This is a genomic window from Duganella sp. 1411 (assembly GCF_017833525.1).
GTDB lineage: Bacteria > Pseudomonadota > Gammaproteobacteria > Burkholderiales > Burkholderiaceae_D > Rugamonas.
Window position 1 is genome coordinate 800,184 of record NZ_JAFICD010000001.1, and the last position, 13,949, is coordinate 814,132.

Consider the following 13,949-nt stretch of genomic DNA (forward strand, 5'->3'; position numbering starts at 1 on the left):
CGGTTAGCGCGAAGCCACGCGGCCGTTGCGGCGCAACTCGTCCTGCATCTGCAGCGTGCTGCGCGCGGCCTGCAGGGTCAGCGCGTCCGGCCCGACGGTCTTGCGCAACAGCGGCCGGGGAAGATCGGCCCAGCGGCTGCGCGGCAGCTCGGCGGCGCTGTGCGCACCGGGAACGATGCGCTCGGCGCCGCTGTTGAGGATGATCCCGGCGGCGCCGCTGTCGCTCACTTGAGCGCTGACCTCGTCGTTCGCCACCCGGCTGCCCTGCGGACAATCGGTATCGGTCAGCAGCACGCCGCCCTGGGCGTCCACGCAGCGGTTGATGCCCGCGCTGGCGGGCGTGGTGGCGGCGCAGGCGGCGGCGAACAGCCCCGCGCTCAGCAGCAATCTGGTCAATTTCAGCGATGTGTTCATGATCGGTACCCCCGTTCGTCTAATGGGGCGATGATCCTCCGTTGACCCGGCCGCCTCTGTACGGAACCACACGCAATCGGTGTCGGGGTACAATAGCGGCTTCTTCCGTAACAAGATGACGCACCGCCGGCCACGCCCGGCAACGCCCTTCCATGCCTATGAAACCATTGCTGTTCGTCCCCGCGCTAGCGCTATCACTCAGCTGCGGTCATGCCGCCGCCGTCGATCTCGATCCCCCGTATGGCTGGAGCACCTCCGCCGAACTGGGCGCCATCTCCACCTCCGGCAACACCGTCGGTACCTCCGTTACCGGCAAGATAGATTCCAAACAGGAACTTCCAGACTGGAGCAACGAGTACATCCTGGCCGGATACTTCAAGGACGAGCAGGTCACCAACGCCGACGGCGAAAAAGTGCGCGAACGTTCGGCGCAGCGTTACTCGCTGTCGGCCAAGGCCGCGTATAAGCTGATGCAGGACCGCGACCGCCTGTTCGCGCTGGCCACGCACGTCGACGACCGTTTCGGCGCCTACCTGCGCTACTCGACCATCGGCGTCGGTTACGGCACCCAGATCTACCAGTCGGAGACCAAGACGCTGGACGTGGAAATCGGTCCGGGCTACTTCCGCGGCGCGCGCTCGACCGGCGAAACCGAAAACGGCATGACGGTGCGCGGCGCGGCCGACTTCAAATGGCGCCTGAGCGAGAGCGCCCTGTTCTCGCAAATGCTCACCGTCGAACGGGGCACCTCGAACATCCACTCGCAGGCCGAGACGGCGCTGCGCACCAAAATCAACAACACCATGCAGTTGAAGGCCGCGTTCAGCGTCCGCAACGACACCAGCGTGCCGGCGGATAAAAAGAACACCGACACGCAAACCTCGGTGACCCTGGTCTATTCCTTCTGACGCTTTTTTTACATCTTCTGAACCAACCATGAACACTCCACGCATCCTCGGCACGCCCCTGTCCCCCACCGCCACCAAAGTCATGCTGCTCGGCTCGGGCGAACTGGGCAAGGAAGTCATCATCGCGCTGCAGCGCCTGGGCGTGGAAGTGATCGCCGTCGACCGCTATCCGAACGCGCCGGGCCACCAGGTCGCGCACCGCGCCCACGTCATCAACATGACCGACGGCGCCGCGCTGGCCGCGCTGATCGAGCAGGAACAGCCGGACCTGATCGTGCCGGAGATCGAAGCCATCGCCACCGACACCCTGGCCGCGCTGGAACAAGCCGGCAAGATCACCTGCATCCCGACCGCCCGCGCCGCCCAGCTGACGATGAACCGCGAGGGCATCCGCTGCCTGGCCGCCGAGACGCTCGGCCTGGCCACGTCGCCGTACCGCTTCGCCAGCAGCCTGGCGGAGCTGGAGGCGGCCACCGCCGCCATCGGCTTCCCGTGCGTGATCAAGCCTGTCATGTCGTCGTCGGGCAAGGGCCAGTCGAAGATCGACAGCGCCGCCGAAGTCAAGGCCGCGTGGGACTACGCCGCCGCCGGCAGCCGGGTCGACTCGGGCCGCGTCATCGTCGAAGGCTTCATCGACTTCGACTACGAAATCACGCTGTTGACGGTGCGCTCGATCGGCGCCGACGGCCAGGTCGTCACGCAGTTCTGCGACCCGATCGGCCACGTGCAGGTGCAGGGCGACTACGTCGAATCGTGGCAGCCGTGCCGCATGAATGCGCTGGCCCTCGAACGCGCGCGCGACATCGCCGCCAAGGTCACCGGCGACCTGGGAGGCCTGGGCCTGTTCGGCGTGGAGCTGTTCGTCAAGGACGACATGGTGTGGTTCTCGGAAGTGAGCCCGCGCCCGCACGACACCGGCATGGTGACGATGGCGACGCAGGTGCAAAGCGAGTTCGAACTGCACGCCAAGGCCATCCTGGGGCTGCCGGTCAATGTCGCGCTCAAGGCGCCGGGCGCGTCGGCCGTCATCTACGGCCAGCACGAGGCGGCCGGCATCGCGTTCGAGGGCGTGGCCGAGGCGTTGCGCGTTCCGGGCAGCGACATCCGCCTGTTCGGCAAACCGGAATCGTTCGCGCGCCGCCGCATGGGCGTGGCGCTGGCGACGGCGGACGACGTGGAGACGGCACGCGCGCGGGCCAAGGAAGCGGCGGCGAAGGTCAAGCCGGTGCTCGCCAAATAAATGCGCATGGCACGTGACCACGTAAAAACGAACACGGACACGCACGCAAAAAAAACCCGGAAACACGTAGGGCGGATTAGGCGGAACGCCGTAATCCGCCATGCATGAGCCGCCGACGGCGCCCGCATGGCGGATTACGCTGCGCTAATCCGCCCTACATTTGCCTGAACAAATCCACGTAATTCCGGCTAACCACCAGCTGCTCCGCGCGGCCCTTGAGCTGCACCATCAAGCGCCCGCGGAAATCCTGGCGCGTGCCCGCCACGTGGCGCGCCGCGACGATCACGCTGCGGTGGATCTGCCAGAAGTGCCGCTCGTCGAGCTGCTCGCGCAGCTTGCTGATCGGCGTGCGTATCAGGCTCTCGCCGTCGGCCAGGAACACGCTGGTGTACTTGTCGTTGCTCTGGAAGTAAATCACCTCGTCGACCGCGATCAGGCGCGTTTGATCGCCATGCGCCGCGCGTATCCACTGCAGCGGCGCGGCCGCGGCCACCGGGACCGACGGCGCCGCCCCGCCCAACTGCGCCAACAAGGCCTGCAGGGCCGCCGCCGTCACGCCGCCCGCCGGCGCCACCTCTTCGCGCCGCGCCTGCAACGCCGCCTTCAGCTTGCCGACCGTCTTCGTCAAGCGCTCCAGGCTCGCCGGTTTCAACAGATAATCCACCGCCGAATGCTCGAACGCCGCCACCGCGTACTGGTCGAACGCTGTGACGAAAACGATGTGCGGCGGCTTGGGCGCCTCCAGCAGCCGCGCCGCCACGTCGAGCCCCGTCATGCCCGGCATGCGGATGTCGAGGAACACCACGTCGGGCGCCTGCTCGTCGATCAGGCGCAGCGCTTCGAGCCCGTTGGCCGCCTTGGCGACCACGCGCAGCTCCGGCCACACTGTTTCAAGCTGGCCTTCCAGGTAATCGCGCAGATGCGCTTCGTCGTCGGCTATGAGGGCGTGGAAAGTATCGATGTCGGGCTCGCGTTCAAAGGCAGCATCAGGCGCACCGTCATGCCGCATGGTTGGTTTTCCAATAATTCTACCCGAGCCGCGCCGCCATATAAACTGCGCAGGCGCTCACGCAGGTTGCTCAGGCCCACGCCGCCGCCGGGTTTGTGGGAAGCCGTCCCCGTGCCGCCCAAGCCGGCGCCGGTGTCGCTGACCTGCACGCACACGCCATCGCCCAGCAGGCGCGCGCTGATGACGATCTCGCCGCCCTCGACCTTGGGCTCCAGCCCGTGGGAGATCGCGTTCTCCACCACCGGCTGCAGCAGCATCGGCGCCATCGCGTAGCCGCGCAGCTCCTCCGGCACGTCGATACGGTAGCGCAGCCGGTCGCCCATGCGCACGGCCAGCACGTCCAGGTACGCCGCCAGCAGAGCGGCCTCGCTGGCCAGCGTGGTCTGGTCGCCACGGCTGGCCGCCAGGCTGGCGCGCAGATAATCGATGAACCGTTCCAGCATATGGCGCGCCTGCGCCGGCTGCGTCCCGATCAGGCTGACCACATTGGCCAGCGTGTTGTACAGGAAGTGCGGCTCGATCTGCGCCTGCAGCGCGCGCAGCCGCGCCTCCGCCAGCAACCGCTGGCTCGACGCGATCAGCTCCTTCTGGCGCGCCTCGTCCAGCGCGGCCTGCATCCTGCGCTCGGCCGCCAGGCGCACGGCGTACATCAAGATCGCCACCAGCGTGGCGATCACCAGCGACTGCGCCAGCACGTCCCGCTGCCGCAGCACCCGCAGCGGATTGGCACCGCTCAGCAGCAAATTGCCCAGGCCTATCCCCAGCGGCACGCAGACCGCCAGCAACGCGACGTGGAACAGCATGCGCTTGACGCCGCGCACACGGCGCGGCCAGCCGTTCGACAGCCAGCCCAGCGCGGCCAAGGCGCCATACACCATCGCGCCGATCAGATTGGAGATCACCAGCATCGCCGACAGGTAGCCGCGCAGCGCGTCGTCGTCCCCCACCACCTTCTGGATGGCGGTCAGCGCCAGCGCCACGGCGCTGCTGAAGATCACGGTGTAGAGCACATTGCGCGGAACCGACGACGGCCAGCGACGGAACACCGGGATGATTTCCAGCGGGTGCGCGATCGGTAGCGGTTTGAGGTCCGTCATAGGGGTGTTATTCAAAGCGAGGCATCCAAAATATCATGACGCCAGAAAGTTACCATGAAAGCAAACCGGCGCGCGATAAGCCAGTCGCGCCAAGGCCCTCGGCCCGGCTTTGATGTTGTGCGCATCAAACACCGTCATCACCGTCTGCCCGCGCCGCACGTCCTGCGCCACGCCGACCAGATAGGCGTCGGTCTCCGAGCGCGCGCCGCGCCGTGGCACCAGCACGTGCTCCTCGACCTGCCAGCCGGCGCCAAACGCATAGCTATCGGCCTTGCCGCCGTCGGTGTCGATCAGATTGACCGTGTTCAGTGTCAAAGCCTTGTCGGCGCCGTCGGCGCCCAGCACCGCCAGCTTGCGATGGCGCGCCGACACCACCTGCGGCGCCACGCGCGGAAACTCGCTGACGCCAAACAGGCGGGCCTCGCGCGCCTGGCCGCTGGCATAGTCAAGCGTGATTTGCACCGTGCTGCTGCGCCCTTCGCGGTAGTCGCGCATCTGGCCGCGCATCGGCAAGCCGGGGTCGGGCAGGATGTCGCCTTCGTGCAGCACCGCGTCCAGCCGGGTGCAGGCGCCGTCCTCGAACGCGTTCCCGAGGTGGAATACGGAGCGCGCCGGCAGCTCGAATACCTGGCGCAGCGCCAGCGTGTCCTTGTCGACGACAACCGCCCGTAGCGGCCGCGCGCCGCCTTCCCAGCGCAGGCTCTCGGCCAGACTGAGATCGGCGTCGCGGGCCATGGCGTAAGGCGGCACCAGGAAAATCAGATGGCGTCCGCTGACGGCGAAATCGTGCACCATGTTCAGCTGCGGCACCGGCACCATGGCGGTCCGCGTCACCTCGCCCGCCGCGTTGAGGCGGTAGATAATGAGCCGGTCGCCACCTTGCACGCAGCCGAAGTTCCACAGGCCGCCATCGGGATCGATTTTCGGATGCGCGGAGAACGGCATCGACTTCAAATCGGCGCGCCAGGTCTTGACGCCGCGCGTGGCCAGCGTCAGCGGATCGAGTTCGATCGCCGATCCGCCCTCCCACAGCGCGTACAGCCGGCCATTGAACGGCAGCAGATTGGTGTTGGCGACGTTGACGGTGTCGTTGTTTTTCACCGCCCGGCGGTCGATGTAGGTGCCGAAGGCGGGATACAGGAAGCGGCCGGCGCTGCTCTCGTCATCGAATTTCTTCGTCAGCACGAAGCGGCCACGATGCGCGACCCGGCCGCCGCCGATCCGCCAGCTTTGCGCGAAGCCGTCGCCGTCGAACCAGTGGTGATACCGCTCGCCGCCCAGTTCAAAGCGTCCCGGCCCGTTGCGATAGAAAACGCCATTCAGGTCGGCCGGCAGGCGGCCATGGACGACAGCGTCGCCGGCCAGCTCGCCGGCGGTATCGGCGTACACCGACAGGCGCGGATCGCGCTCCAGCGCCTGGTGGAACAGGCCCGAGGTCGCGCTGTCGGCCAGCGCCGGACCGGCGCCCAGGCCCAAGGCCGCAAGGCCGATGCCACGGGAGAGGAATTGACGGCGTGGATTCATCGCGTCCCCCGATCAGCGCAGGTTGACGCCGACGGCGGCGCCGGCGGCGGGCAGCGGGAAGCGCGCGTCCGCATAGCTCGGCGCCCCGCGCTTGCCCATGGCGTTATTGCTGAAGGCGTAGTCCTCGACCGGCATGCCGGCCGCGTTCAGATCCAGTTTGCTATTGCCGTTGGCATCGTGGTACAGCGCGAAGGCGTAGTCGCCGGGCGGCAGGTCCTTGACCTCCAGCTTGACGGTACCGGCCGACGCGGGCGCGGTCAGCGCGCGGTATGGCTTGCCGCGGAAGGTGTCGGCGGAATTGTACAGGGCGACCATCAACTGGCCATCCGCGCTGGCCACGCCATCGACGGTGATGGTCAGATCGGCGGCGACGGCGGATGTCATCGTTAAGAGAAAGGCGAACAAGGCGCTGGCGGTGTGGCGTGTCATGTCGGGCTCCATTGGGTGGGTGGCGGTGAATAACCGAGGACTCCACTCTAGCCATGCGTCGCCGGCGTTGGCGGGCGATGCGACCAACGGCGCGCCAACGGCGCGAAATGCTTCCAGACGACGCGAAACGCGCAAAACCGAGGGCAAATACGCTATAGTGATTGCCACACAGACAATTCAAACAAGCTGCCATGCGCGTAGGTCACGATACGGACTCCCCGGCCGCATCCGGACGCTCCCTGGTCTCCGGCCGGGACGGCGGCGCGCAGGCGCCGGACATGCCAAAACGGCTGGTCCACCTTGCGCTGCTGGCGCTTTGCTACGCGTTGGTGGCCCGCGCCAGCCTGCTGCTGGCCTTCGCCCATACCAACGCCACGCCGGTCTGGCCGCCGTCCGGCATCGCCTTCGCCGCCATCCTGTTGATGGGATATCGCGCCTGGCCGGCTATCATGGCGGGAGCCTTCGCCGCCAACCTGGCCACCTTCCACGCCAACGGCCTGCCGTTTGGCGCCACGGTGCTGCTGGCGTCGACCGCCATCGCCGCCGGCAATACCCTCGAAGCGCTGGCCGGCGCCTGGCTGGTACGCCGCCACGCCGACCTCGCGCAGCCGATCGGGCAACTGCAGAACGTCTACAAATTCGCGCTGATCGCCATGGCCATGTGCCTGGTCAGCGCCGGCGTCGGCGCCGGCACTCTGGTGCTGTGCGGACTGGCGCCGGCGGGCGCCTACGCCACCGTCATGCTGACCTGGTGGGTCGGCGACACCGCCGGCGTGCTGCTGGTGACGCCGGCGATCGTCATCTGGTGGCTCGAGCGCCTGCCGCCATGGCGCTGGCGCGCCGCGCTCGAAGCGGCGCTGTCGGTGGCGCTGCTGCTGGTGCTGATCGCGCTGATATTCCTGCGCGACTACTCCGCCGACGACCACCTGGGATGGCTGCCGTATCTGTTCGTGCCGTGCGTGGCCTGGGCCTCCCACCGCCACGGACTGCGCGGCGCCAGCACCGTGTATCTGTGCGCCGCCGCCGGCGCCGTGTATGGCACCGTCACCGGGCTTGGCCCGTTCGCCGTCGGCACCCTCAACGACGCGCTGATCTCGCTCGACAGCTTTGTCGTCCTGTGTAGCCTGATTGGCATGGTCTTGTGCGCCGACGCCAGCGAGCGCAAACGGCTGCAGGCCAGCGTGCGGGAACACAGCGCGGCGCAGTGGGCGACGCTGCTGATCGGCGTCGGCCTGACGGTGATGGTCTGGCATCTGGTGGCGCTGGAGACCGAACGGCGCGCGCGCGAACGCTTCGACACCGACGGCGCGGACATCGCGCAGCGCATCGAGCAACGTATGGGTCTTTACGAATCCGGCCTGCGCGGGGCCCAGGCGCTGTTCAGGGCCGAACAGGAACCGTCGCGCGCGCAATGGCGCGACTTCGCCGCCGGCATGGAGCTGACCCGCAATTTCCCCGGCGTGATGGGGCTCGGCTACGCGGCGTTTCTGCAGCGCGATCAACGCCAGGCGCTGGAGCGGCGCGTGCGCGCCGAGGGCTATCCGGATTTCCGTATCTGGTCGCTCGATCCGGCCGAAGCGGTGAACCCGCCGCCGGTGTCGGTAACGGTGCTCTATCTGGAACCGTTCGACCAGCGCAACCAACGCGCCTTCGGTTACGACATGTTCTCGGAGGCGATCCGCAAGGTCGCGCTGCGCAACGCCGCGCGTACCGGCATGCCGGCCCTGAGCGCCAAGGTGCAACTGGTGCAAAACGCCCGCAACGAAGGCAGGCCGGGGTTTCTGCTGTATTTCCCGGTCTACCGCAAGCAGGCCGGATTGCCCGCGCACGCCACGCCGGAGCAGCGCATGGCGGCGCTGCAGGGCTTCGTCTACAGCCCTATCCTGGCAGGGGAATTGATGGGGGATTTGCTGGGCACCGGCGGCGACGCGCCCGGCGGACGCGCCATCCGGCTGGAGATTTTCGATGGCGACGAGACCTCCGCCTCCGCGCGGCTGTACGCCAGCGCCGCCGACCGCACCGATGACGACCGCCTGCACTATCCCAATCCCTTCGTGCGCGAGATGCCGCTGGAACTGCTGCAGCATCGCTGGACGCTACGGTTCACCTCCCTGCCGGCGTTCGAGCGCTCCATCGACCGGCAGAAATCGCACATCGTGCTGCTGGCGGGCGTGATTATCAGCCTGTTGTTCTTCGGCGTGGTGCGGGCGCTGACGGCGCGCCACGTCTATGCCACCGGGCTGGCGCGGCAGATGACCGGCGCGCTGCGCGAATCGGAAAGCTCCCTCATCGCCGCGCGCGACCAGGCGGAGGCGGCCAGCCGCGCCAAGACCGAGTTCGTGGCCAACATGAGCCACGAAATCCGCACGCCGCTCAACGCCGTGCTGGGCATGACGCATCTGCTGAACAACACGCCGCTGTCGCCCGACCAGCAAAAGTACCTCGAGATGATACGCTCGTCCGGCAATTCGCTGCTGGGCATACTGAACGACGTGCTCGATTTCTCGAAGATCGAAGCGGGCCGCATGGAGCTGTCGCCGGCGCCGTTCCAACTGGGCGCGGTGCTCGAAACGCTGGCCAACATCATGACCGTCAACGGCGGCGAGAAGGATCTCGAACTGGCCATCGGCATCGAGCCCGGGGTGCCGCAGGCGCTGGTCGGCGACGGCCACCGGCTGCAGCAGGTGCTCGTCAACCTGGTCGGCAACGCCATCAAGTTCACCGAAAAAGGCTCGGTGGCGGTGCTGGTCGAAACGGTGGACGGCGGCGGAGAATCGGCGGCCACGCTGCGCTTTACCGTCAGCGACAGCGGCATCGGCATTCCGGCCGACAGCCTGGCGCAATTGTTCGCCCCCTTCTCCCAGGCCGACGCCTCCATGACCCGCCGCTTCGGCGGCACCGGGCTGGGACTGACCATCTCGCGCCGCATCGCCGAATTGATGGGAGGCGGAATCGAGGTGCGCAGCACGCCCGGCGTCGGCAGCGAATTCATACTCACGGTGCCGATGACGCGCGCCGCCGCGCCGGCCGGCGACGATGCCGCCGCCGCGCCCGCGCCCGCGTCGCACCTGCTGGTGGTCGACGACCATCCCGTCAGCGCCGACTATCTGTCCAAGACCGTGCGCTCGCAGGGATGGCGCTGCGACCGCGCCGGATCGGGCGCGCAGGCGTTGACGTTGCTGCGCGGGTCCGGCGGCCGCTATGGCGCCGTGCTGGTGGACTGGAACATGCCCGGCATGAGCGGGCTGCAAACCATGGAGGCGATCCGCGCCAGCGGCGAGGGTCCGCTGCCGATCATCCTGATGGTGAGCGCCTTCGGCCAGGGCAAGCTGCTGCACACGGACGGCGCCCAAAGCGCCGACGCGGTGCTGCTCAAACCCGCGACCGGCCAGCGCCTGCAAGATACCGTGCGGCTGGCGCGCGCCGCCCTCGAAACGCGGGCCGCCGAAGAAAAAAACAGCAACGCGCCGGACCCGGCGGCGGCGCCGATCGACGACGCGCCGGTATCGACTTCGCCGTCGGCACCGGCAGCGGGGCCTGCCCCGGCGCTGCGCATCGACGGCGCGCGCGTCCTGCTGGTGGAGGACAATCCGATCAACCAGCTGGTCGCCAAGAGCATGCTCGATTACGCCGGGGCCAGCGTCGACACGGTCGACAACGGCCGCGCCGCGCTCGACCTGTTGCGCACCGAAGCGCACCGCTACGACCTGGTGTTGATGGACGTGCAGATGCCGGAAATGGACGGCTTCGAGGCCACCGCCCGCATCCGCTCGGAACTGAAGCTGACGCTTCCCGTGCTGGCCATGACGGCCGGCGTGATGGCCTCCGAGCGCGAAAAATGCATCGCTTCGGGCATGGACGACTTCATCGCCAAGCCGATCGACGTCGAGCAAATGCTGCGCGCGATCCTGCGCCACCTGCCGGCCGCGCCCCCGGCCAGCGGCATCTGACACCACGCACCCCGCCCAAAAAAGTGTGTCATGAAGCGCCGCCGCGCGGATGAGCGCGACGTGGCGAAAATCCAACCCAGCCCTTACGCAAGCTTGCCGTTTCCGCCACCCGGGCCCGATCCCATATTGATAGTCGTTGCCCTACAACAACGAAAATGTGACATTTCTGTAAAAATTTGACCCGAATCAATACCTTCCGCGTCACACTAAAAAAAGACGACCAGACAAACAAAAGCGTCGCTAGACAACCATGGAGGGTACCGATGAAACAAACGAAGCTTGCAATCCGCGCCTCGGCGCACACCGATTCAACCAGCCGCGCCGGGATCAAATCGCTGATGGCGCTGGCGGTGCTGGGCGCCTTCGCCGCCACGGCCAGCGCGCAGGACGGCCTGCCGATCACCATCAGCGGCTTCGGCACGGCGGCGGTCACCAGGACCAACACCGACCAGGCGGAGTTCAGCCGCGTCAGCCAGGCCGCCGGCGTCGGCAAGGACTTCCGCACCGGCGTGGATTCCGACTTCGGCGTGCAGGCCACGCTCAAATACAGCGACAACCTGTCCTTCACGGCGCAAGGGCTGGTGCTCAAACGCGGAGAGCACGACGCCTACACCGGCAACCTGGCGTGGGCCTTCGCCAAGTACAAGATCAGCGACGATTTCAGCGCGCGCCTCGGCCGCATCGCCGCGCCGATCTACATGATTTCGGACGTGCGCAACGTCGGCTACGCCAACACGATGCTGCGCCCGCCGACGGAGGTGTACGCGCAAGTGCCGATGGACTCCATCGACGGCGGCGACATCCTCTACCAGCACAGCTTCGGCGACAGCACGTTGAGCGCGCAACTGGCGGCCGGCACGACGAAAAACAAATCGCCCGGCACCACCGCCAACATCGGCACGGTCGCGGCGCAGGTGACGCTCGAGAACGGGCCGTTCACCTACCGGCTGGCGCGCTCCCAGGCCAACGTCAGCATCCACAACGGCCAGCTCGACCAACTGGTCGGCGCCGTCAAGGCGGCAGGCCTTGGCGTTTCGGACCAACTGGACCTGATCGACTTCAAAGGCACGTTCACCGCCGCCGGCCTGATCATGGACTACAAGAACATCCTCGCGCAGACCGAATACGCGGTGCGCAAAACCGATACCCGCCTGGTGCCGGATACCACCTCGTGGTACGTGATGCTGGGCTACCGGGTCGGCAAATTCGTGCCGTACTACCTGCACGGAGACGTCAAGCAGGACAGCATCCGCAGCTTCTCCTCGCTGCCCACCAGCGGTCCGCTGGCCGGCTTGAGCGCTGGCCTCAACGGCGCGATCAAGACCGGCGAGCAGTCCAGCAACGCCATCGGCGTGCGCTGGGACTTCTACAAGTCGGCCGCGCTGAAGGTGCAGATCGACCGCCTCAGCCCACGCAACGGCGCCGGCACGCTGATCAACGTCAAGCCCGGCTACGACGGCAAGGATGTCACCGTCTATGCGGCCGCCATCGATTTCGTCTTCTAAGGAGAGCCACATGAAAACGACTATCGGCAAGCTGCTGCTGGCGGCGGGACTGTGCTCCTGCGCCGCGCCTTCGTTCGCGGCGGAGATCGTGGTGATCGTCAATCCGAAGAATCCGGCCACGCGCATGTTCAGCGAACAGGCGGGCCAGTTCTTCCTCGGGAAGTCGACCCTGTTCACGCCCGTCGAACACACCGACGGACCGTTGCGCAACGAGTTCTATAAAAAAGTGCTGGACAAGGACTCCACGCAGGTCAAGGCGATCTGGTCGAAGCTGGTCTTCACCGGCAAGGCCAGCGCGCCCAAGGAGTACGCCTCCAGCGCCGAGGTGAAGAAGGCGGTCGCGGCCGACCCCAGCGCCATCGGCTACATCGAGAAGTCGCAGGTCGACGACACGGTCAAGGTCATCCTCACCGTGCAGTGACGACGCGCCCCCGAACCGCCCGGCCGAAACCGGGCGGTTTTTTCATCCCTCGACCACGATCACCGGCCGCAGACGTTTGCGCGACGCGCGCGCGTGCGGCACCCAGGCGTGGGTCTGCCAGCGGCGCCACATGATCAAGCCGCGTATCCATTCGTCGGCGACGTAGGCGATCCACACGCCGATCAAGCCCCAGCCCAGCCCCACCCCGAGCAGCCAGCTGCCCCCGGCCAGCACCAGCAGCATCGAGGCGGCGCCCGCCATCACCGGAAAGCGCGCGTCGCCGGCCGCCCGCAGCGCGTTGATCACCACCAGGTTGAAGGTGCGGCCCGGCTCCAGCAGCACCGTGATCCACAACAGCGTGACGCCGGCGTCGATGATGCGCCGGTCCTGCGTGAACCAGCCGAGCAGCCAGTGGCCCGCCAGCGCGGCGGCGGCGGCGATCAGCACGCAGGCCACCAGCCCGATCTTGAGCGCGCGCCGCACCACCGCGTGCGCCTCGCGCAGGTCGCCGGCGCCGATCAGATAACCGACGACGATCTCCACCGCCAGGCCGGTGGCGATACTGAACATCATCACGCCGCCCATCAACTGCAGCACGTAGGCCTGGGTCGCCAGCGAGGTGGCGCCCAGCTGCGCCGCCGTCGCCACGCTGAACATGAACGCCAGGCGGTAGGCGATATTCTCGGCGGCGCCGGGCAGGCCGATATGCAGCACCGCCGCCAGCTCGCGCCGGGGCAGCCGCCACCAGTCGGCGCGCACCAGCGTGATGCCCAGGTGTAGGCGCCACAACCACAGATGCAGGGCCAGGCCGATGGCGCGGCTGACCGCCAACGCTAGCGCGTAGCCCGGCAGGCCCAGGGCCGGCAGCGGCCCCCAGCCGTACATCAGCGGCATCGCCAGCGCCAGATGGCTGACGTGCATGGCGATCAGCACCAGCAGCGTGTCGCGGGTGCGCAAGTGGGCGCGCATCACGCTGGCCATCGACGCGTTCCAGGCGTCGAACAGCAGCGACGGCGCCAGCGCCATCAACAACGGCGCGGCCAGCGGGAACACCTCGGGCGGGGCGTTGAGCAGGTGCAGCAGGCCGCCCGCGCCGACCAGCGCCGCCAGCGCCGCGACCGCGCCGAGCCAGGTGCTGGCGCCCACCACCGCGCAGGCGACCTTGTTGGCGGCCTCGCGCTGGCCGCCGCCGAGGTTTTGCGTGACCACCACGCTGACGCCGGCGCCGATGATGCGGAACAAAATGAACAAGGTGGCCGACACCTGGCTGGCGATCGCGAACGCGCCGCCGGCGGCGTCGGAGATGCGCGACGCCAGCGCCGTGCCGACCACGCCGGCGCCGATCGCCAATCCCAGTTCGACCAGCAGCGGCCACGCCAGGTTGAACATCGGGGGCGTGCCGGACGGGGATTTGGATGCGGACATGGGGAGTCGGGAAGGGTTATTGTTGCT

The 13,949-nt window shown here is 67.6% G+C and carries 11 protein-coding genes; 5 read left to right on the forward strand and 6 right to left on the reverse strand.

Translation table 11 applies throughout. From position 1 onward, the window contains the following. Positions 1-3: 3 nt before the first annotated feature. Entirely contained in the window at positions 4-414 is a 411-nt protein-coding gene (locus JOD97_RS03110) for a DUF4124 domain-containing protein (protein WP_209713179.1), read from the reverse strand. A 158-nt stretch (positions 415-572) separates the two neighbouring features. Between JOD97_RS03110 and JOD97_RS03115 the strand changes: the two genes are divergently transcribed. Beyond that, on the forward strand, positions 573-1,322 hold the full coding sequence (locus JOD97_RS03115; RefSeq protein ID WP_209717115.1) for a YdiY family protein: 750 nt from the start codon (positions 573-575) through the stop codon (positions 1,320-1,322). 28 nt (positions 1,323-1,350) lie between these two features. Continuing rightward, positions 1,351-2,562 (forward strand): formate-dependent phosphoribosylglycinamide formyltransferase, encoded by a 1,212-nt coding sequence (gene purT / locus JOD97_RS03120; RefSeq protein WP_209713181.1) that lies wholly within the window; start codon positions 1,351-1,353, stop codon positions 2,560-2,562. A gap of 154 nt (positions 2,563-2,716) precedes the next feature. On the opposite strand, the gene JOD97_RS03125 is transcribed toward purT, so the two are convergent. The 4 genes from JOD97_RS03125 to JOD97_RS03140 are packed head-to-tail and all read right to left on the reverse strand — an operon-like array spanning position 2,717 to position 6,621. Continuing rightward, positions 2,717-3,571, reverse strand: coding sequence for a LytTR family DNA-binding domain-containing protein (locus JOD97_RS03125; RefSeq protein ID WP_209713183.1), 855 nt, complete (start codon positions 3,569-3,571; stop codon positions 2,717-2,719). Beyond that, positions 3,499-4,668 (reverse strand): sensor histidine kinase, encoded by a 1,170-nt coding sequence (locus JOD97_RS03130; protein ID WP_209713185.1) that lies wholly within the window; start codon positions 4,666-4,668, stop codon positions 3,499-3,501. Before JOD97_RS03130 ends, JOD97_RS03125 begins: the two co-directional genes overlap by 73 nt. 33 nt (positions 4,669-4,701) lie before the next feature. Further along, a complete protein-coding gene (locus tag JOD97_RS03135; protein ID WP_209713187.1) occupies positions 4,702-6,192 on the reverse strand; it encodes a carotenoid oxygenase family protein in 1,491 nt (496 codons plus the stop codon). Positions 6,193-6,204: 12 nt separating this feature from the next. Continuing rightward, complete coding sequence (locus JOD97_RS03140; RefSeq protein WP_209713189.1) at positions 6,205-6,621, reverse strand: DUF2141 domain-containing protein; 417 nt, start codon at positions 6,619-6,621, stop codon at positions 6,205-6,207. 278 nt (positions 6,622-6,899) lie between these two features. On the opposite strand from JOD97_RS03140, the gene JOD97_RS03145 reads away from it, so the two are divergent. The 3 genes from JOD97_RS03145 (at position 6,900) to JOD97_RS03155 (ending at position 12,497) form a co-directional block, all read left to right on the forward strand. Further along, positions 6,900-10,571 carry a CHASE domain-containing protein gene (locus JOD97_RS03145; protein ID WP_209713191.1) on the forward strand — a complete coding sequence of 1,224 codons (3,672 nt, stop codon included), beginning with the start codon at positions 6,900-6,902 and terminating at the stop codon, positions 10,569-10,571. Between the two features lie 263 nt (positions 10,572-10,834). Next, complete coding sequence (locus JOD97_RS03150; RefSeq protein WP_229264165.1) at positions 10,835-12,076, forward strand: porin; 1,242 nt, start codon at positions 10,835-10,837, stop codon at positions 12,074-12,076. Between the two features lie 10 nt (positions 12,077-12,086). Then, a complete protein-coding gene (locus JOD97_RS03155) occupies positions 12,087-12,497 on the forward strand; it encodes a hypothetical protein (protein ID WP_209713193.1) in 411 nt (136 codons plus the stop codon). A gap of 42 nt (positions 12,498-12,539) precedes the next feature. On the opposite strand, the gene JOD97_RS03160 is transcribed toward JOD97_RS03155, so the two are convergent. Beyond that, positions 12,540-13,922, reverse strand: coding sequence for an MATE family efflux transporter (locus JOD97_RS03160; protein ID WP_209713195.1), 1,383 nt, complete (start codon positions 13,920-13,922; stop codon positions 12,540-12,542). Between the last annotated feature and the right edge of the window lie 27 nt (positions 13,923-13,949).